Source organism: Natronorubrum sulfidifaciens JCM 14089, assembly GCF_000337735.1.
GTDB lineage: Archaea > Halobacteriota > Halobacteria > Halobacteriales > Natrialbaceae > Natronorubrum > Natronorubrum sulfidifaciens.
This window is the reverse complement of sequence record NZ_AOHX01000026.1, coordinates 396,718-415,234: the sequence shown is the minus strand read 5'-3', so window position 1 is coordinate 415,234 and position 18,517 is coordinate 396,718. Positions and strand designations below refer to the sequence as shown.

The following is an 18,517-nucleotide window of genomic DNA, read 5'->3' as shown; positions in this document are numbered from 1 at the left end:
ACGGGCTGCTGTCGGCACGGCCCGCCGACTACCGACCCGGTCTCTGGAACTCGGGACCACAGACCGCACGAACGGACGGCGCGTCGTCGAGTCGAGGGGCATCGAGGACGTGGCCACTCGAGCGTGGATTGGGTAGAGCCGGTGACGCGATCGCCGCTAGCCCGGATCGAAGGGGGCTCGTTTGTGATGTGCACGATGATAATATTGTTCTCTCAACGCAATACGGATTGGGCTGTGGAGAGAGCTGTGTCGAGGGAGGTTCTGATATTCGACGCGAAGTAGGCAGATATCCGCTGTCTAATCCGTTTTCAACGCAACTGAGTGCCTTCGCCCTGTTCTGATTGTATAGAATTGGGAAGTCACCGCAATACTTATGGTAGTGGTCCGCCAAGCCAGTATTGCATGTCAACTGAAAACCCGAGAACACTGGCGTTCGATTACGAGTGGGAGTACTCGCCACGCGTGTCGGTCCTATTCGGCGTCTTCACGCTTGTCGCCGTGATGGGCTGGTTAGTGACTGTTGCCCTCACAGCGATCCATTTCTTCGCCATTCCGGCGATTCCCGCCGACGCGCCAGTGCAAGGTAGTATCGAAGTCATCACGAGTCAGTGGGCGTACGTCTTCGGCATCCCGCTCGCGACGCTGGGCGGATTCTACTACCTGACAACCATCGGGCTCTCCCTCTGGTGGTTCGACACGCGCCACCCCTTGATCATCAAGATCCTGACGCCGATCACGGCCAGTGGTGTGGTGTTCTCGTCGTACTTCGTCTACCTCCAGTTGGGCGTCATCGGTGAGATCTGCCCGTTCTGTATGGTGTCCGCGGGCGCGACGATCATCCTGTTCGCCCTCGAGTTGGTGATCCTGCGAAAGAGCACGACGCCGTCGCTCTCGAACATGGCCGGTGACCTCGGCGACGTGATCGGAAAGACGAACCTCCCGCTGATCGTCTTCCCGGTGCTCGTCGGGCTGGTCACGCTCGCTGGCCTGTTCATGGTTACGCTCCTGCCGCTTCCGGACCCGGTTCCGTTCGTCTAAGCCGCTTTCTTCCTGTCGTTCACGTCGCTTGTTCAGCCGGTGAGCCGTCCAAACTGATCGTCACTGTCGAGTGATCTGGACACCTCCCGGTGGCTCGAGTGCGACTCGAGAAGCGAAGACCGCTTGCTGTGGCTGCTGTTGCTCGGTCGGCTGTTTCTTCCCACTCCGCTGAAATGCCGTCGACGAGCTCGCCACTCGGTGAGCAGGTGCGTCGACGGCAGAATCATGCACTCGAGGTCGGAACCGACGCCAAAACACTTGAGACCGAGTCGCTAGATCGGCTTGCCGAACGCGTACATCGTCTCGTGGGCCGTGATCTCGAGGTCGACGAAATCGCCGGGCTCGAGGCCGTGTTCGCTTGCGTTTTGAACGATAACCTGTCGGTAGGCCGAGTCTCGACACTTGACTGAGTCGGCGGTTCCCTCCTCAACGACGAGGACGTCTTCGCGTGTCTCGCCGACCATCTCGGCGTAGGCGTCGGCGACGAGCTCGCGTTTCGCGGCGCTCATCTCCTTGGAGCGCTCCTTTTTGATCGTCCCGCCCAGTCCTTTCATCTCGGCAGCGTCGGTGCCCGGTCGCTTGGAGAATCGGGTGACGTTGATCTTCTCCGGGCGGGTTTCCCGAAGGAGGGCCATCGACTGGGCGTGGTCGTGGTCGGTTTCCGTCGGGAAGCCGACGATGAAGTCCGTCGAGAGCGTCCAGTACTCGAGAGCGTCGTCGAACGTCTCGACGACCTCGAGATACTCATCGACCTGATGTTGGCGGCGCATATCCCCGAGGACGTCGTTCGATCCCGACTGCACGGGCGCGTGAAGGAAATCGTACAGTTCGTCGTGTTCGGCGAACACCGCAGCGAGTTCCTCGCGGATGCCGTGGACGCCTTTCGGGTTGGCCATCCCGACGCGGACGCGGAAGTCGCCCTCGATGGCACAGATTCGCTCGAGCAGCCGGTGGAGCTTTCGTTCGCCTTCGTCCCAGCCGTAGACGCCAGTGTCTTGGCCTGTAATGCGGATCTCCTTTGCACCGGCGTGGATCAGCGCGCGGGCTTTCGCGACGTTTTCTTCGATCGGTGGCGAGTCGATCTTGCCTGTTGCGTGTTTGGTAATACAGTACGAACAGTCGGACATACAGCCGCGAGCGATGGGCAGAATGCCGACGACGCCGTCAAGGATCGGCTCGGCGTCGGGGGTCGTGGTCGGACACTCGCCGTTGGTGACGGCTTCGGGAACCTCATCCCAGTGGAGCACCTGACCGTCGATATCTGCCTGCGCGAACTCCTCGCCCTGTGCGAGGGCCATACAGCCCGTAATGAAGAGATCGGCCGTCTCGTCGGCCAGTTCCTCGGCCCGACGGAGCATGTTCCGTTCGGTCTTCTCGACGACGGTACAGGTGTTCAAAATGGCGACGTCGGCGTCGTCCGGCCCGTCGACCCGGTAGTGGCCCGCATCGCGGAGCCGTCGCTCGATCTCACGGCTCTCTCCGCGATTCGACGTACAGCCGTAGGTTTCGATATGATAGCGGGCCATTCGCGTATCCGCTTCTCCGCGCTCGTCGGGCAAAAGCGCGACGGATTCCGGCGCTCGAGTGGGCTTACTCGTTCGAGCGATCTCCACTCGAGGCCAGCGACCAGAGCACGAGCGTGCCGATGATGACGACGCCGACAACTGCCGCCGTCGTCGCCGAGAGGTCGATGCCGAAAAACCCGAGCACCGTTCGCAGTTCGACGAGCACGACGACCAGAAACGCGATCACCAGAAGCAACTGGACACGAGAGAGAGCCATCGAACGATCACCCACTGTCCGTGTGTATGTTCCACTACATATAGTTTCGCCGGCACATCCACACCGCTCACGACGACCCCGTCTCGTCGCCGAGGCGCTCGTAGTGGTCGTTGACGACATCGAGCGTTGCGAGCAGGGCACCAAGGAGCACTGGGCCAAAGAACAGCCCCATGATGCCGAAGGCGTAGATCCCGCCGAGGACGCCGAGAATGATGACTGCCGGATTGATTTCGGCGTAGCGGTCGACGACAATCGGCCGCAGGTAATCGTCTGCAATACCGACGATGATCGCGCTGTAGATCGCCAGTCCGAGTGCGAGAATCGGCTCGCCGGTCAGCAGCAGATAGCCCACGGCAGGCCCCCAGACGAGAAACGCGCCGATGAGCGGAACCAGTGAGAGAATAACCATGATGAACGTCCAGAAGGCAGCGTTTGGAATGCCGGTGACGAACAGCCCCAGACCGGCGATGACGCCTTCGATGATCGCAATCAGGACGTGGCCGGCCAAGACGGCCCACATGACCTCGTCGAGTTCGCCGTACAGATCGTCCTGGACATCCGCTGGAAGCGGCGTTATTTCCCGGAGCCACACCATCAGCTCATCACCATCCTTGAGCAGGTAGTAGAGCAAAAACAGTGCGAGCCCGAGCCCGATCAGGGTGTGCGTAACCACACTGAACCACGCCGTCGTCTGCTCGAGGACGATAGTTCCGATCTGTTCTGCGGAGTCGACGAGTGTTGCCGTCAGATCGACCTCAAACCCCGTTTCGTCTTCGACCCACGCCTCGAACTCGGCGACCTGTAGTGTTTCGGGGTCGAGTTCCTGAACGAGTGCGGTGGCGTCGTCGGCGACGGCGAGGACGACTAGCACGAACGGAACGATGAAGACGACAACCGAAAGCAAGACGAGTGTAAACGCCGCAACTGTCGGCGAAACGTAGCCCTCGAGTCGAGTCTGTACCGGATAGCAGATGAAGGCGATGAGGACGGCTCCGAGGACGAACTGCAGAAATGGCGTCACCAGTTGCCACGAGAGGTACGCAAAGAGGAGGACGAGCGCCAAGAGATATCCTTTGCTCAGGTTCACAGTGGTTCCCTCCACGAAGTGTCGGATAAAACTGGTCCAGACGTGTCCCTCGATGAGAGTGTCACCGCGACTCGTCACACGGCTTCATGAGTCTGGTTCACTAACAGCCGAACGAATGCCGACCCAGCTCGATCCCCTCTCCCTCTCGGCCGATCTGCTGTATACGGTCACGACCGAGGGTGATACTGACTGGCTGCAAGACCGGCTCGCGACGCTCGAGCGAGCACGGCTACGGCGCGCACTCGCCAGCCGCGAGGGAAAACTCGCCTTCTGGCTCAACTGCTACAACGCCTACGTGCAGTTGCTCTCGGAGGACGACCCATCGGTCCTCGATGGCGGCATTCGAGACCGCTGGCGATTTCGCACCCGTGATCGGATTCCGGTGAGCGGTGTCCGGATGAGTCTCAATGATATCGAGCACGGCATGCTCCGATCGTCGAAACATCCGCTGGGACGTGGCTACGTTCCACGGCTGTTTCCCTCGTCGTTCGAACGGCGGTTCCGACTGGACGACTGTGAGCCACGGATTCACTTCGCGGTGAGTCACGGTGGCGATCACTGCCCCCCAGTGACGGTCTACTCGCCGGCCGACGTCGACACGGAGCTGAACATCGCCGTCGAATGGTTTCTCGAGGAAAACGTGACGTACGATCCGGACGGCAACGTCGCCACCGTGCCGCGGCTGTTTCGTCGCTATCGGGGTGATTTCGGTGGCAAACGCGGTATCGTCGCGTTCCTCAGGAAGCACGACGCGATCCCCGACGGGCGGACGCCATCGCTCCGGTACGAGTCGATGTCCCGGACGCCGGCGGTCGAGTTCGTCCGGGAGCCGTGAGCGCCCGTCAGCGCTCACCGTCCTCGAGTGTCGCCGTCGGTGCGTTGCGCATGACGCCGCGTGCGGCGCGTCTGGCGTTCGATCGCGAGGCGTACCCCTCACCGCTGTCGGCGATGATGTTGCCGTTCCAGTGGACCAACCGCCAGCGCCACTGTCCGGCGCGGTCTTCGTAGACCTCGAACCGACTGGTTCGCTCGCGGTGATCGGTCGCCGATGCATCCGTCTCCGAATCGCCCGCGACTACCGGCCGTTCACCCGGCAGCTCGGACGCGTCCTCGCCGTCCTCGAGTCGGAGCCTCGAGCCGTCCGGATCGTCCCACTCGAGCGTGAGTGTTAGTTCGGAGACCGTCGGCTCGGCATCGTCGTGGCGCGTCCCGACGGTCGCAACCACGTGCGAGGGGAACGTGACTCGGGTGGCCCGTTCGCCGTCGGTCAGCCACAGCGGCTTGTCGGCTGTCAGTGCCGTCTTGAGCTCGTCGACGACGGCGGCGAGTTCGTCGCAGTCGTAGGCTCGCTCGAGGTCGAAACCGTGGTCGGTCGATGGATCGCTCATATCCGATATCGTCTCGCGATCGGCAAAACAACTGGTATCGATGGCCACCCACCCGACAGGTCCCAGCTACCTGTCAGTAGGAGAGTCATTACAATACTCCGAGTATGGGACTGTCGAGTCGATGGGGGGACACTCGAAAGGGGAGTGCCAGCAGTGTGGCTCGTCGTCGGTGACGACCGAACGGATCGTCGAACATCGCTGTGGACACGTTAGCACAGCGACGGCTGTCGAGGACGGACCGTGTCCGAAATGCGGGCAGTCCACGCGGACAGACACGCTGGCGGCAGTCAACACCGTCTGTCGATGTCGTGACTGTGGGCGACGGTTCGAAGTCGAGTCCGAGCCGGCGGGAACCGCCCTCGAGCGCCGGGAGATTACGTTTCCCGAACTGCCGACGCCGACGCCCGGCGGTGAGCTTTCTTGGCTGCCGGATCGGTATCTTCCGACCTCGGATCACGGTCAGCGGCTGTTGGCGTCGGTGCTGGTCGTCGTGATCTTGCTGTCGGGAGTTGCCGTCGCCATCTCGGTCAGTACGGTGTTGGAATCGGAGCAGACCGACGCCGCACCGATCGACCGCACGTGGGAGGAGTACGACACCATCGTCATCTTCAGAAACGATGACATCCAGCCGTGGTACAACCCCGAAGCGATGCGAGCCGTCGATCAGGTGTTTATCGAGGAGGAAGTTCCCGTCACACTCGGGATTATTCCGATGGTCGGCGGCGAACAGCCGATTACGGCAGACGAGACGACCTGTTCGTACCTCCGCTCGCTCGAGACCGAGTATCCGGGCCAGTTCGAGATGGCACTACACGGCTACACACACGAAGCGCAGACCGACTTTTACAACGGCAGCGAGTTCGGTGGCATGCCCGCGACGACGCAGGCGGAGTGGCTGGCCGCTGGCGAGGAGCTCATGCACGACTGTGTCGACCGCCCGTCGAAGACGTTCATTCCACCGATGAACACGTACGACGAGAGCACGGTCGACGTGTTGGCCGAGGCGGAGTACTCGGTCGTCTCCGGCGGTGACTGGTTCACATCGATGCAGTACAACGCCACGCCACCGTTCGAGGCCGACGGCATTCGGCACGTGCCGGAGACTCAGGCGTTCGAGAACTGGACCGCCGCCGAGGACGGGACGGACGAGGTGCCGTTGTACGACCTCGAGACGCTGACCGACTCCTTCGACCGCTCCGTCGAGACCAACGCGGTCCACGTCCAGATGATCCACTACCAGTATTTCACGAGCGACCAGCGCCTCGAGCGCCTCCGGTCGCTCATCCAGCACATGAAAGCGACTGACGACGTCACGTTCATGACCCTCGAGCAGTTCGACGCTGGCCTCGAGGCGGACGAAATCGAAGAGACCGACGACGGCTGGCGGGTGCTCGAACCGATCGAGGCGACGACTGCGAACCGCGGATCGGTGGCGTCATGAGCCGGGTGGCTGCTGTCGGGGCCCGACTCTGGACGCGACTCCGGTCGGTCAGGTGGCTCTCGGTCGCGCTGTTTCTCTCGGCGGTGTTTCCGTTCTGGTTGCTCGTCGGCGTGATGGACGATGGCTCGCTGTACGCCGTCGCTGGCTTCGGGCTGCTCATGGCCTGCTACGTCGGCTGGTCGTACTACGTGGTCACGTACCGGCCCTGGTATCGTGGCGTCTTCGGCGTCGGCACGCTGGCGCTCGTGCTGTGTGGCTATGCGGTCGGCATCGTCGTGATCGGCTGGGTGGCTCCGTCCCCCATCCAGTTCGTCCATCTCATCGCGATCGCGCTCATCTTCATCTACTACTGGTTCATCGCCCTCATCGCCATCTATCACGATCAGGTCAGTGACTCGAGAGCGACGCCGTCGCCACCGTATCCATCACTGAGCGTCCTCGTGCCGGCGTACAACGAGGCCGGCTACGTCAGCCGAGCGATCACCTCACTACTCGAGGCGGAGTATCCGACCGAGCAGATAGAGATCATCGTCATCGACGACGGGAGTACGGACGAGACGGCTGCCGAGGCACGCTCGTTCGATAGCGACCTCGTTCGCGTCGTGACGAAAGCAAACGGCGGCAAGTACTCTGCGCTGAACTACGGCTTGCTGTTCGCTGAGGGCGAGATCATCGCCACGGTCGATGCCGACAGCATCGTCGCACCTGATGCACTCACACGGATCGTCGCCCCGTTCGCCGACGATCCCGACCTCGGGGCAGTCGCGAGCAACGTGACGATCTGGAACCGCGACTCGCTGTTGACTCGCTGTCAACAACTCGAGTACACGATCGGGGTGAACATCTATCGGCGGATGCTCGATCACTTCGGGATCGTCCTGATCGTCCCCGGCTGTCTGGGCGCGTATCGCCGCGACGCACTCGAGGGCGTCTTCGCGTACGATCCCGAGACGCTGACCGAGGATTTCGACGTGACGATGAAGGTCCTCCGTTCGGGTTACCGTGTTACCGTCAGCGACGCCCGCGTCTACACCGAGGCCCCGGATACCTGGGCCTCGCTGTACAATCAGCGGCTCCGGTGGTATCGCGGGAACTACATGACGCTGTTCAAACACCGTCGCGTCCTCGTCGATCCCTCCTACGGGTTACTCCATCGGCTCGCGGTTCCGTTCCGACTGGTCGAGATGTTCTTCCTGCCGATCGCGACCTGGATCATCCTCGGCTTTATCGTCTGGCTTGCACTCACTGGACAGGTCGTTCAGGTGCTCGCACTCTTCGTGTTCTTTACGAGTATCATCGTGCTCATCGCTGCACTCGGCATCCTGATCGAGGGCGAAGACTGGCGATTGCTCGTCTATGCACCCCTGTTCGTCGTCGGCTACAAACACTTTCACGACGCCTTGAATCTGAAATGTCTGCTCGACGTGCTCTCGAATCGCAAACTCGACTGGACACAGGCACAGCGGATCGAACAGCGGCGGGCTGACGACCCACCCCCGAAGTGATCGTGACTGCGCCTTACAGGTCGACGACCGCCTCGAGGGCGATGTCGATCGCGCGGGCGACGTTGTTCTTGGCCTTCTCGGGGAGTTCGTCGTCTTCGGTGTCGGTGCCTTTCTGCGTGCCTTCAACGAGGTTGCCGTCGACAGTACAGATCGCGCCGGCGCGCAGGCCCTTGCGGCGGGCCAGCGAGAAGACGGCGGCGGCTTCCATCTCGACGGCGAGCAGGCCGGCAGCCTCCCAGTCGGCGACGGCGTCCTCGGACTCGGCGTAGTAGGCGTCGTCGGAGGCGATAGGCCCGACGTGAACCTCTTCGTCGTTTGCCTCGGCGGAATCGACGAGCGCCGACAGCACGTCGTAATCCGGGACGGCGGGGTACTCGACGGCCTCGTACCGTTTCGTGGTCCCCTCGTTTTTCGCAGCGCCGGTTGCGACGACCATGTCGCCGATCTCGATGTCGGACTGGAGCGCGCCGGTCGTGCCGACACGGATGAACGTCTCGACGCCGACGTTTGCCAGTTCCTCGATCGCGATCGCGGCCGACGGACAGCCGATCCCGGTCGAGCAGATCGTCAGCTCTTGGCCCTTGTAGGTGGCGTTGACGACCTTGTACTCGCGGTTTTCGGCGACCGTTTCAGCCTCGTCGCAGTGGCTGGCGATCCGATCGACGCGGCCCGGGTCGCCCGGGATAAGGACGCGATCGGTCAGGTCTCCCTCGTCGACCAGCAGATGTGGTTGGGTTGCCATACGCCTGCTTTCGGTGGTGGCGAGAAAAAAGGTTCGAGGACGTGCCTCGAGTCCACCGACGTGAACGACGGCGACCCTCTCCCCACGCGGTGTGGCCGAATCGACGATTCGGACGGCCGACACGCTGTCACTCCCGGTCGGACCGGTCTCGCCCTGTGGTCCGGCCGGAGACTGGCGACAGTCGACCGTCGCAGTGGGTCGTTGTCCCGCCGATTACTCGGTCCGGTACACCTCGATCGAGTCGGGTCGAACCGCGACCGTCACCTCCTCGACTGTGAACTCGACGGTTCCCGACTGTCGGCTACATCCCCGCTCTGTCTCCGCAAAGAGGGCATCGAGTGCGTCGGGATCGATATAGTCGTACAGTCGTGTGTCGGTTTCCGCAACGTCCTCCCCATGATACTGTGCCAGCGCCGTTGCAGCGGCGATACTTGGCGACTCCTCCGTCGTCCGGTCGTACTGGATGCGCTGCCGAAACGTACATCCATGGGACGTACTGCTCTTTCGTTCTGTCATGTCTCTCCGTCACGTTCCCGTGACGTTCTATCCAAGTGGCCAACGCCTCCACTTATATACTTGCCGTCAGACAACGTCGGATGAGAACCGAGAGACAGCGGTCGAATTGGGGGTGTTCAGTTGAGGTGATTGACATATATAAATCACCGGTCACGGGTGATCGGCGAGAAACGCTTCGAGTTCGGCTCTCGTCGGCGCGCTCCGTGCCCCCTCTCGGCCCGCAGTGAGCGCCCCACAGGCGTGTGCGTACTCGAGGGCGGTCTCGATGTCACCACCCTCGAGTCGAGTCGCGAGAAAGCCCGCCGCGAACGCGTCGCCGGCCCCGGCCGTGTCGACGGGTTCGATGTCGAATCCGGGATGAGTGGCGGTTCCGTCCGGCGTTCGAACCGTCGCGCCGTCGTCACCGGCAGTGATGACGACGAGTTGGCCGTCCGTCTCGCCGACGTCGGCCAGCGCGTCGGCTTCGCGCTCGGTGACGAACAGCACGTCGGCGGCCGAAAGCGTCGCGTCGTACGCACGGTCGCCAACGCGGCGGCCGGGATCGAAACTGACGGTGACGCCAGCGTTCGTCGCGATGGTGGCGATCGCGGCCGCGGTCTCCGGCCGTTGACTCGTGAGATGGACGTGGTCGACCGCGCGGATGCGCTCGGCCTCGAGGTCCGCCGGCCGGATGGCCTCGTTGACGCCGTCGTTGCCAAGGATTGCGACCTCGCCGTCGTCGTCGACGAGCAGGTACTTAACGGCCGTTTCGGCCCCCTCAACGACGCGCAGTCCCGACAGCGAGACGCCCGCCTCCTCGAGAGCACGTCTCGCGAGACGGCCGGTGTCGTCGTCGCCGACGCTGCCGATGAGGCCGGTATCGATCTCCAGTCGGGCGAGTGCGGCGGCGACGTTTGCGGCGCTGCCACCGCCGGCTTGGCGGTGTGTACGGATCATCGCCTCGCCGTCGGCTTCGGGGAGGCGGTCGACCCGGAGCGTCACGTCCCAGTTGACGTGGCCAGCAGTGAGGACGGTGGGTGCCATTCGATGCTACAGCAAGACGATGGACGCCGAAAAAAGTCTAGGTGATAATAAAGAGCAAGACGTTGTGGACGCCCGGCCCGAGTCCCACCGCGGCGAGCAGTGCAAGGATCAGCCGGGCCTGTTGGGGCTGTTCGTCGACGTACTCTTTGAACAGTCCGAGGATCACCAGCGCGAGGACGACTTTGACGAGGACGAACAGCCAGCCGGCACCGATGTACGGCTCGGTCGGCAGCGTCTCGCCGGCCTCGAGGATCAGCCGCGAAAGGGGGACTTCCTCGGCGGCACCGAGGACATCGTAGCCGATCGCCGTCGAGACGCCGTCTAACGTGTGGCCGAAGACGACGAGGACACCGGTTGCGCCCGTCGTCGCGGCGACATCGGTAAATCGGAGACTGAGCACGACCCAAGCGAGTGCGGTGACGACGCCGGTGGCGACGACGGCGATAACTGGCCAGAACGGCTCGAACGTTCCCTGCTCCCAGCCGACGTTGAGCGTGATCATCGCGAAGACGGCGAAGAAGGCGGTGCCGGAGATGCCGACGAACCGCGCAATCGTCGGCTGAAGCCCGCCGGCGTACAGGAAAATCGCGATGATCCATGCAGCCCCGGCGACGATCGCCGTCACCAGATAGACGCTCGGCGCCGCAAACAGCGTCTCGATCTGGTCCGGATAGAGATCGAGTCGGTGCAGCACGTGCAGCGTCGAGCCGAACATCATCCACGGTGCAAACGCCAGCACGGTCCGATCAGTCACCGGCGGCTCAAGTGCCCACAGCAGTGCGATGATCCCCGCCAGTACCACAAGTATCGGGACGAGGAGATACCACGGCGGAAGCACGAACCCCTCGGGTACTACCATACAGGTACTGGCACACACCAGCGACTAACACTTTCCGATCCACAACGGCTTACTCGAGTAGATTTTTCTCCTGAGCCGGTGAGAAAGAAGTCCGCGTCGCAGCTGGTGGCCGCCTCGAGTCCTACGGTTCCCAGGGCTCGCCGATCGCGTCGCCGAACAGGTCCCGCATCAGCGTCACAATGCTCTCTGGTGGGAACTGGCCACGCTCGGTGACGATGGCGTCGACGTACCGCGGTGGCGTGACGTCGAAGGCGGGGTTCTCGACGACGAGTCCGTCGTCGGCGTCGCCGGCGTCGCTGGCGATGTCGGCTCGCTGTTCCTCGGAAAGCACCTCGGCGTCGTCTCGCATCTCGATTTCGACGGTGTGGCCGGTCATCGTATCTGGGTGGAGTTTGATCGTCTGTGCAGCGACCATCACCGGGACCCCGCGCTCGCGGGCGTTGACCGCCAACCCGCTGGTGCCGATCTTGTTGATCACGCTCCCGTCGGCGGCGATGCTGTCTGCCCCGACGAGTACGTGATCTGCCTCGTCGAGAGACCGCCGAGCCGCGTTATCGACGATCAATGTCACCGGCACGTCCCACTCGCGTAACTGCCGGGCCGTGATGTGACCTTGCTTGCGGGGTCGTGTCTCCTTGACGATCGCCTCGAGCGATTTGCCGTCCTCGAGGGCGGCCTCGAGACAGGCGAGCGCGTCCGTCGAGTGGCAGTGGGTCATCACGACGTCGCCGTCACACAGGCGATTCGAGCCGATCGTTCCGAGCGTGGTCTGGGCCTGCGCCAGTTCGCGTTGGAACTCCTCGGCGCGGGCGATCGTCGTCGCCCGACGGTCGGAGACCGTCTCGCCGTCCATCCCGCGAAGCACGTATCGGAGTGCGTTTGGGAGGCTCACCGCAGTTGGCCGGGTCTCATAAAGCGTTTTCGCGGCGGCTCGCAACTGGCGCTCGAAGGCGTCAGGCTCCGTTGCCGCCGACCGCTTTGCCTGTGTCGCAAGCGCCTCGGCAGCCGCGTCGGCGATGGTCGCCGCCCCTCGGATTCGCATCGCCTCGATGTCCTCGGCGGTCTCGATGACTGCCGGATCGACATCGGATTGACGGGAGACCATGGTAACTGATTGCACGCCAGCGGCCAAAAGTCATCGGGCGGGTTTTTGATCGTTCGACGAGTCCTCCCTGTATGAACCGCAGCGAACTCGCCCCCCTGATCGACCACACCGTTCTCGGCCCCGAGACCACGCCCGCCGCGGTTCGTCGAACCCTCGACGAAGCGGCCGAGTGGGGAATGAACGCCTGTATCCCGCCGTACGCCCTCGAGATGGCGACCGAGTACGCGCCCGACGTCACGCTCGCGACGGTCGTCGGATTCCCACACGGCCAGAACGACCACGACGTGAAACGGCGGGAGGGCGTCCTCGCCTGGAAGGCCGGCGCGGACGAACTCGACGTCGTCATCAACGTCGGTCGGCTGCAAGCGGGCGAGGACGACGCTGTCAGGGCCGAACTCGCCGAACTCGTCGCTGCAGTACCGATCCCGGTCAAGGTGATCCTCGAGACCGCCCTGCTGACCGACGCCGAGATCGAGCGAGCCTGCGAGGCCGCCGTTGCAGCCGACGCTGCGATGGTCAAGACATCAACAGGCTTTGCCGATGGTGGGGCGACCATCGAAGACGTCGAGCGCATGCGCGAGTATCTCCCCGTCAAAGCAAGCGGCGGCATCGGGAGCTACGACGATGCGATGGCCATGCTCGAGGCCGGAGCCGAACGGCTCGGGGCCTCGAGCGGCGTGGCGATCCTCGAGGGCGCACCGGAGTATAGTAGCCACTGAAAATCACTGCACGTATCGCACGATGGCTGTGCGATGCGTGTGTCAGTCGGTTCAGTTGGTACTATAGGACGGTCAGCCCGACTGCTGGTCGCCGTCGATGAACTGCTGAATCAGGTCGCTATCATCGCTGCCGAGTGCCGACCGAACCAGCAGATGGCCGCCCAACACGGCGGGGCTGATCACCGCGTCCGCACCAGCGTGCTCGAGTTTGCGGGTGTTCTCACGGTCGGTCGCAGCGGCGACGATGCGCGTGTCGGGTGCAAGTTGGTGGGCAGTGAGGATCGCGAGTGCGTCTTCGGCATCACGGTTGGTTGCGACGAGAATTGCGCGTGCGCGGTCAATTTTTGCCCGTCGAAGTGGCCCTTCATCGCTTGGGTTGCCGGTGATCACCGCAATCCCGCGGTCAGTGAGCGACGGGGCGACATCACGGTTGTTCGTTACGACGACGAACGCCTGGCCGTTGCTTGCGAGTTCGTCGACGATCGGTTCCGTCAGTTCGCCGTAGCCGAGGACGAGGATGTGATCCTCGAGCATCTCGAGTTGTGAGTCGGTCATCTTTCCGAGTGTTTTCGTGATTCTCGTCTGAATCGCTGGGCCGACGAGTGCCCCGATGGCGATACCGAAACTAGCCACGCCGAGAACGACCACGGACATCGTAAACAGCATCGCTTCATGGGTCTCCGGACCGATGTCGCCGTAGCCGACGGTGCTCGAGGTGATCAGCGTAAAATAAAAGGCATCGAGAATGTTCGTGATCCCGTCAAAATCCTCGCGGAGCGCGTACGCGCCGAAGGTGCCGTACGCCTGCACACCGACGAGCGCGCCACCGGCCGCGAGCTGTGTCGTGGTCAGCGCTAGCTCTTGGTCGAATCGTTTGCGGGTAAACAGGAGAAACGGAACCGAGAGCATCGAGAGCACGACCAGTGGCAGCGAGTACTGACTCACCTGTAACAGCCCCTGAACCGCCGTTACGGGCATGAGGATCAGCGTCGCCCACCAGCCGGCTCGCAGCCCCCGACGCAAAGCGAGCGCACTGCCGACCATCAGAAAGCCGGTCAGTGCGCCGGTAAAGCCGACAGCCTCCTGAACGGCGGCCGGGACGGACCCCGCGAGCGGGCCGTAATCGACAGTCTCCTGCCCGATATGCAACACTCCCGTCACGACCGAGAGGAGTGCAACGGACAGCGCAAGTCCAACGGCTGCACGAACCGTCACGATCCGTTTCCAGTTGTCCGGGAGCCGCTCGAACAGTGCCTCACCGACCATACACCGGGTCGGAGACGACATTAGTTAACGCCTCCGTCTCCGATGGACGGCCGCGTGGCGATCACCGAACGATGAACTCGCCCGACGACAGCCACCCCGATCGCCTGCCACCGCTCTCGAGTCGTAATCTCTGTGACCGGCTGCCCACGTCGGTACTCCTTTATCGCTCCCGGGCCTGTCGCCCACAATGACACTCCCGGTCGAGATACTGCTCGGGCTCTATCTCGGGCTCCTGACCGGCATCGTTCCCGCGTTCGTCGCCGGCTCGCTTGGCTTTCTCGTTCGCTACTTTACCGGCGTCACGCTCCCCGGGTTCGGTGTCGTCGTGCTCGCGCTGTCGATCGCGAGTGTGCAGGGTGGGCTGCTTGGGCTCGTCGAACCCGACATCGCCCAATCGCCACGGCTGCTCGTCGCCGTTCTCGTCGTCCTCATGCTCGCGCTCTACGCCCACAATCAGGGCGATAAACTCGGCGCGGAGCTCCCGCGCCGACTTTCGTTGACCTCGATCCGCCAGCGGACGCTGTCGGCCGACGTCGTCGAACTCGTCGGGACGATGGGGCAGGTGACGGTTCGCCCGACCGGCGAGATCCGCGATCTGGAAGGCTATCCACCGCTGTCGTCCGAGCTTCGGACCTCACTGAAGGCCGGCTCGTGGCGACTCCCCGCCGACATCCCACTCTCGGAACTCGAGGTTCGACTCGAGGAACGCCTGCGGACGGACCACGATCTGGCCGACGTCGACGTAACGATCGACGAGCAAGCGCGGGCGACGATTGTCGCCGCGCCGCCGTCGGGTGGCCTCTCTCGGCGAGTCCCCGAGGGACAGCGCGCCGTCTCGCTTGCAACGTTGGTCCCGACGGGGTTAGCCCGTGGCGATACCGTTGCGATTCAGTCGGGCGATCGGACGATCAACGGCACCGTCCTGAGTGCCCGAACCGAACGGGATGTGGCCGACGCCGACGCGGCAGCCGATGCCGAACCGGCGACGAACGGCTCGGCCGGAACCGACGACGGCGAGAGGGATACAGAGCCGGAGCCGCCGACCCGCCCGGCCGGGGCGAGTGCCGGCGGCGTCGGTCGTGTCACCGTCGCCGTCGCTCGTCGTGCGGTCGCGTCGCTGCTCGAGGCCGACCAGCCCCGACTCGTCGTGCACTCGCGGGGGACAAGCCAGGAGTTCGAGGCGTTCGGGCTGATCAGACGGGCCGGCTACGTCGTCCGCCGGCTCACGGTCGGCACGGCTGGCACCGACGACGGGCCTGTCACCACGGCGGACGTGACGGTGCTGGCCGTCCGCCGACAGGGCAGCGAGACGAGCGGTCGCCAGCACGGCTGGGTGTTCGGCCCCGGCATCGAACGCGCACTCGAGGCCGGCGACGAGGTGTTCGTCGCGGGTCCGGAGTCGGCGGTCGAGACGTTTTCGGAGGCGGTTGCCCGATGAGCGCGACACCGCGGCCTCGAGGGCGGCGACGAGGTGAGCGGGCGTGATCGAGTCTGTCGTCGCCCAGACGATCACGTCGGAGACGCTGTTCGACGCGATCGGGCGACTGCTTGGCTTCAGTTTGCTCGCGGGTGGCAGCAGTCTCGGCGTTGCGTTCATCTACCGCTGGTACAGTACCGACGAGATTCCCGAAGGGGTGGCGATCCTCTGTGGCGTCTCGATGGTCGCGATCTGGCTGAACACCAAGACGGCACTGCAGGATGCGATCATCGGCGAAACGCCGTTGCTCGACCCGGAGACAGCTGTCTACACGGTCACCGTCTTCGCCGTGAGTGCGATCGCCGCCGACGGCGGCCGGCGACTCGGCAATCACCTCGCTCGAGACGTGTTCTCGATGACGGCTCCGCAGACGATCACCGATGTCAGCGAACTCGTTCGCTCGGCCGGCCGCGTCGTCACCATCGACCTCCCCGCGGAGATCGCGGACGTCGACGGCTACGATCCCGTCCCAGCCGAGACGAAAACAGAACTCGCCGGTCAGACGGTGCTGTTGCCGCGTCGACTCTCGGAGGAGCAGCGCCGGGAGCGACTCACCGATCGACTCGAGCGCGATTACGGAATCGGTCACGTCGACGTGGAGTTCGCAGCCGACGGGACGATCACGTATCTCGCAGTCGGCAGCCGCCCGGCAGGGATCGGCCCCACGCTCGCGCCGGGCAGTGTCGCCGTCGCGATCCGTGCCGACCCTGCACCCGACGCCAGTCCCGGCGACGCCGTTCGCATCTGGCGCTCGGACGTGGCGCCAGCCCGGCGGGTCGCAAGCGGCGAACTTCGCGGTGTCGCGGACGACGTTGCGACCGTTGCGATCGACGCCGCCGACGCGAAAACGATGGGACACCGAGGGGCGACCGAACGGGTGTCTCCGACGGAGGATGATGGACCAGACACCGAAAGCGACGACCCGACGTACCGGCTGGTGACGCTGCCACGGGACGCCGAGGCGGATCGAGACCTCGTCTCGCTGCTTCGGGCGGCCGACGAAACCGTGACCACACTATCGGTCGCCGCGGGCGACACACTCGAGGGAGCAACGGTTGGCTCGCTCCCGGTACTCGCGATCGCCCTCGAGCGCGCCGGGACGGACGACGACCCGCTCGCGTTACCCGACGACGATGTTCGACTCGAGGCCGGCGACGTTGCCTACGTGCTGGGTCGCCCGGACGCCCTACGCCGGGTCGCTGAACTGGAGCGGTGAGGGGACGTCGTCGACGGCAGCACACACAGGGGAGCGGTAGCTACTTGCCGTCGGCACCGATACCGCCACGTATGCCCACGGAATGGAAACTCTTCGCAGATCTCGCCGAACACGCAGGCGACAAACACGTCACCGTCGACACAGCCGCGGGTGACACCGTCGGCGACGCCCTCGAGGAACTGCTCGACGGGCGTCCCGCCCTTGAGGAGCGCGTTCTCGACGACGACGGCGACCTCCGCTCACAGATCAACGTGCTTCGGAACGGCACGAACGTCTTAGTCGAAGAAGAAGGCCTCGAGACAGCACTCGAGGCCGACGACGAACTGGCGCTGTTCCCGCCGGTCAGCGGCGGATAGCCGCCGTCGATCCCGAACCACACAGGGACTCACGCCACCGCGAGATCGATCCCGAGGACGAAATCCGGCTCTTCCGCGAGTGTAACCCCCGTGTAGGCGGCGTCGCTGACCGCACGGGCGGTCTCGGGGATCAGGACACGCGTTTCGTCGGCCCCACAGGCGGTCGCGTCGCGAGCAATCGCCGCGAACAGCGAGCGCGCAGCAGCGGCGTCGTCCCACGCACCGACGCCGTACTCGGCCCACGTTTCAGTGCTCGAGTCGCCCGACTCATCCTCGATATCTCGTTCAACCGTTCGTGAACGGTAGGCCGCACCCGAAAGGCCAGCCTCGCCCTCGACGGCGAAGACGGCCGTCTCGTCCGCGAATCGGTCGAAATCTGCCCGCGTCAGCTCTCTGATCGCCCACGACGCTTCCGGGGCAAGCCCGAGTCCCGAGAGCTGGGTGCGGGCGTCGCTGTGAGTCCAGTAGCGCCACGCAGCGGTGGGATCGCTCGAGACCGACAGTGGTCCCTCGGCGTCCGGATCGGGGGTCGGGTGGGAGAACCGGAACTCAGTGATCGGCTCGTAGCCGCTGGCCCGCGCAGCACCGATCGAGACCGTGTTCCACGAGAAGATCATCACGCGAGCGACCGTTGCCCCCTGCGCTCGCGCCCAGTCGAAACAGGCCTCATTGAGCCGGTGGCTGACACCTCGTCCTCGGTAGTCGGCCGCGACGCGAATGCCCTGAAACCAGGCCTCATCGGCCGTGAGCATCACCGCCTGAACAATACCAGCGGCCTCGCCATCGACCGTCGCGAGGAACGTCTTCTTGCCCGTCTCGTCGTCGTCCTCGAGCCAGTCGTGATAGACCTCAGGAATGTAGTCACCGCCGCGGTCGGTCCAGATCTCGCTCGTAAAGTCGACGACAGCGTCGTAGTCGTCGTGGGTCGCACGGCGAATCTCGATGGAGGGGGTGGAGTCGGAAGCCATTGTCCGTGAAACATATTCACTCAGGTGGC

Annotated in this window: 19 protein-coding genes; 8 read left to right on the top strand and 11 right to left on the bottom strand. The window is 64.0% G+C overall.

The genetic code is table 11. The annotated features are described in order from the left end of the window. The first annotated feature begins 402 nt into the window (after positions 1-402). Positions 403-1,038, top strand: coding sequence for a vitamin K epoxide reductase family protein (locus C495_RS05220; RefSeq protein WP_008160679.1), 636 nt, complete (start codon positions 403-405; stop codon positions 1,036-1,038). Positions 1,039-1,310: 272 nt separating this feature from the next. Here C495_RS05220 and C495_RS05215 read toward each other — a convergent pair whose 3' ends face one another. The 3 genes from C495_RS05215 to C495_RS05205 form a co-directional block, all read right to left on the bottom strand. Then, complete coding sequence (locus C495_RS05215; RefSeq protein WP_008160677.1) at positions 1,311-2,564, bottom strand: tRNA (N(6)-L-threonylcarbamoyladenosine(37)-C(2))-methylthiotransferase; 1,254 nt, start codon at positions 2,562-2,564, stop codon at positions 1,311-1,313. A 64-nt stretch (positions 2,565-2,628) separates the two neighbouring features. Beyond that, a complete protein-coding gene (locus C495_RS05210; RefSeq protein ID WP_008160676.1) occupies positions 2,629-2,820 on the bottom strand; it encodes a hypothetical protein in 192 nt (63 codons plus the stop codon). Between the two features lie 67 nt (positions 2,821-2,887). Next, positions 2,888-3,907, bottom strand: coding sequence for an AI-2E family transporter (locus C495_RS05205; protein WP_049890163.1), 1,020 nt, complete (start codon positions 3,905-3,907; stop codon positions 2,888-2,890). Between the two features lie 115 nt (positions 3,908-4,022). Between C495_RS05205 and C495_RS05200 the strand changes: the two genes are divergently transcribed. Next, on the top strand, positions 4,023-4,742 hold the full coding sequence (locus tag C495_RS05200) for a DUF547 domain-containing protein (protein ID WP_008160672.1): 720 nt from the start codon (positions 4,023-4,025) through the stop codon (positions 4,740-4,742). A 7-nt stretch (positions 4,743-4,749) separates the two neighbouring features. Here the strand turns inward: C495_RS05200 and C495_RS05195 are convergent, their stop codons facing one another. Then, positions 4,750-5,295, bottom strand: coding sequence for a YegP family protein (locus C495_RS05195; RefSeq protein ID WP_008160670.1), 546 nt, complete (start codon positions 5,293-5,295; stop codon positions 4,750-4,752). 121 nt (positions 5,296-5,416) lie between these two features. On the opposite strand from C495_RS05195, the gene C495_RS05190 reads away from it, so the two are divergent. Next, on the top strand, positions 5,417-6,736 hold the full coding sequence (locus C495_RS05190; RefSeq protein ID WP_008160668.1) for a DUF2334 domain-containing protein: 1,320 nt from the start codon (positions 5,417-5,419) through the stop codon (positions 6,734-6,736). Beyond that, positions 6,733-8,241 (top strand): glycosyltransferase, encoded by a 1,509-nt coding sequence (locus C495_RS05185; protein WP_008160666.1) that lies wholly within the window; start codon positions 6,733-6,735, stop codon positions 8,239-8,241. Before C495_RS05190 ends, C495_RS05185 begins: the two co-directional genes overlap by 4 nt. 13 nt (positions 8,242-8,254) lie before the next feature. On the opposite strand, the gene C495_RS05180 is transcribed toward C495_RS05185, so the two are convergent. The 5 genes from C495_RS05180 to C495_RS05160 all read right to left on the bottom strand — a co-directional run bounded on the left by C495_RS05180 (position 8,255) and on the right by C495_RS05160 (position 12,486). Beyond that, on the bottom strand, positions 8,255-8,983 hold the full coding sequence (locus tag C495_RS05180) for a nucleoside phosphorylase (RefSeq protein ID WP_008160665.1): 729 nt from the start codon (positions 8,981-8,983) through the stop codon (positions 8,255-8,257). A gap of 213 nt (positions 8,984-9,196) precedes the next feature. Beyond that, positions 9,197-9,499 (bottom strand): HalOD1 output domain-containing protein, encoded by a 303-nt coding sequence (locus tag C495_RS05175; protein WP_008160663.1) that lies wholly within the window; start codon positions 9,497-9,499, stop codon positions 9,197-9,199. A 150-nt stretch (positions 9,500-9,649) separates the two neighbouring features. Further along, positions 9,650-10,522 carry a carbohydrate kinase family protein gene (locus tag C495_RS05170; protein ID WP_008160662.1) on the bottom strand — a complete coding sequence of 291 codons (873 nt, stop codon included), beginning with the start codon at positions 10,520-10,522 and terminating at the stop codon, positions 9,650-9,652. A gap of 37 nt (positions 10,523-10,559) precedes the next feature. Then, positions 10,560-11,381: a DUF63 family protein gene (locus tag C495_RS05165; protein ID WP_049890149.1), complete on the bottom strand. Its 822-nt coding sequence runs from the start codon at positions 11,379-11,381 to the stop codon at positions 10,560-10,562. 121 nt (positions 11,382-11,502) lie between these two features. Further along, positions 11,503-12,486, bottom strand: a complete 984-nt coding sequence (locus C495_RS05160; RefSeq protein ID WP_008160658.1) for a ribose 1,5-bisphosphate isomerase — start codon at positions 12,484-12,486, stop codon at positions 11,503-11,505. Between the two features lie 71 nt (positions 12,487-12,557). Between C495_RS05160 and deoC the strand changes: the two genes are divergently transcribed. Further along, the gene (deoC, locus tag C495_RS05155) at positions 12,558-13,205 is read left to right on the top strand and encodes a deoxyribose-phosphate aldolase (RefSeq protein WP_008160656.1); all 648 of its coding nucleotides are present in this window, start codon (positions 12,558-12,560) and stop codon (positions 13,203-13,205) included. Between the two features lie 72 nt (positions 13,206-13,277). Here the strand turns inward: deoC and C495_RS05150 are convergent, their stop codons facing one another. After that, a complete protein-coding gene (locus tag C495_RS05150) occupies positions 13,278-14,471 on the bottom strand; it encodes an NAD-binding protein (protein WP_008160655.1) in 1,194 nt (397 codons plus the stop codon). Positions 14,472-14,658: 187 nt separating this feature from the next. Between C495_RS05150 and C495_RS05145 the strand changes: the two genes are divergently transcribed. From C495_RS05145 to C495_RS05135, 3 genes are all read left to right on the top strand, one after another. Next, positions 14,659-15,909 carry a hypothetical protein gene (locus tag C495_RS05145; protein WP_008160653.1) on the top strand — a complete coding sequence of 417 codons (1,251 nt, stop codon included), beginning with the start codon at positions 14,659-14,661 and terminating at the stop codon, positions 15,907-15,909. A gap of 43 nt (positions 15,910-15,952) precedes the next feature. After that, complete coding sequence (locus tag C495_RS05140) at positions 15,953-17,164, top strand: hypothetical protein (RefSeq protein ID WP_008160651.1); 1,212 nt, start codon at positions 15,953-15,955, stop codon at positions 17,162-17,164. 71 nt (positions 17,165-17,235) lie between these two features. Next, complete coding sequence (locus C495_RS05135) at positions 17,236-17,520, top strand: ubiquitin-like small modifier protein 1 (RefSeq protein ID WP_008160649.1); 285 nt, start codon at positions 17,236-17,238, stop codon at positions 17,518-17,520. Between the two features lie 29 nt (positions 17,521-17,549). Here C495_RS05135 and C495_RS05130 read toward each other — a convergent pair whose 3' ends face one another. Further along, entirely contained in the window at positions 17,550-18,488 is a 939-nt protein-coding gene (locus C495_RS05130; RefSeq protein ID WP_008160647.1) for a GNAT family N-acetyltransferase, read from the bottom strand. Between the last annotated feature and the right edge of the window lie 29 nt (positions 18,489-18,517).

What these genes read in the sequence shown, in the direction of transcription:
- C495_RS05220 (WP_008160679.1), top strand. Translation starts at nt 403, where the DNA reads ATGTCAACTGAAAACCCGAGAACACTGGCGTTCGATTACGAGTGGGAG.
- C495_RS05170 (WP_008160662.1), bottom strand. Translation starts at nt 10,522, where the DNA reads ATGGCACCCACCGTCCTCACTGCTGGCCACGTCAACTGGGACGTGACG.
- C495_RS05185 (WP_008160666.1), top strand. Translation starts at nt 6,733, where the DNA reads ATGAGCCGGGTGGCTGCTGTCGGGGCCCGACTCTGGACGCGACTCCGG.
- C495_RS05145 (WP_008160653.1), top strand. Translation starts at nt 14,659, where the DNA reads ATGACACTCCCGGTCGAGATACTGCTCGGGCTCTATCTCGGGCTCCTG.
- C495_RS05180 (WP_008160665.1), bottom strand. Translation starts at nt 8,983, where the DNA reads ATGGCAACCCAACCACATCTGCTGGTCGACGAGGGAGACCTGACCGAT.
- C495_RS05150 (WP_008160655.1), bottom strand. Translation starts at nt 14,471, where the DNA reads ATGGTCGGTGAGGCACTGTTCGAGCGGCTCCCGGACAACTGGAAACGG.
- C495_RS05210 (WP_008160676.1), bottom strand. Translation starts at nt 2,820, where the DNA reads ATGGCTCTCTCTCGTGTCCAGTTGCTTCTGGTGATCGCGTTTCTGGTC.
- C495_RS05200 (WP_008160672.1), top strand. Translation starts at nt 4,023, where the DNA reads ATGCCGACCCAGCTCGATCCCCTCTCCCTCTCGGCCGATCTGCTGTAT.
- deoC (WP_008160656.1), top strand. Translation starts at nt 12,558, where the DNA reads ATGAACCGCAGCGAACTCGCCCCCCTGATCGACCACACCGTTCTCGGC.
- C495_RS05165 (WP_049890149.1), bottom strand. Translation starts at nt 11,381, where the DNA reads ATGGTAGTACCCGAGGGGTTCGTGCTTCCGCCGTGGTATCTCCTCGTC.
- C495_RS05215 (WP_008160677.1), bottom strand. Translation starts at nt 2,564, where the DNA reads ATGGCCCGCTATCATATCGAAACCTACGGCTGTACGTCGAATCGCGGA.
- C495_RS05135 (WP_008160649.1), top strand. Translation starts at nt 17,236, where the DNA reads ATGCCCACGGAATGGAAACTCTTCGCAGATCTCGCCGAACACGCAGGC.
- C495_RS05160 (WP_008160658.1), bottom strand. Translation starts at nt 12,486, where the DNA reads ATGGTCTCCCGTCAATCCGATGTCGATCCGGCAGTCATCGAGACCGCC.
- C495_RS05190 (WP_008160668.1), top strand. Translation starts at nt 5,417, where the DNA reads ATGGGGGGACACTCGAAAGGGGAGTGCCAGCAGTGTGGCTCGTCGTCG.
- C495_RS05195 (WP_008160670.1), bottom strand. Translation starts at nt 5,295, where the DNA reads ATGAGCGATCCATCGACCGACCACGGTTTCGACCTCGAGCGAGCCTAC.
- C495_RS05130 (WP_008160647.1), bottom strand. Translation starts at nt 18,488, where the DNA reads ATGGCTTCCGACTCCACCCCCTCCATCGAGATTCGCCGTGCGACCCAC.
- C495_RS05175 (WP_008160663.1), bottom strand. Translation starts at nt 9,499, where the DNA reads ATGACAGAACGAAAGAGCAGTACGTCCCATGGATGTACGTTTCGGCAG.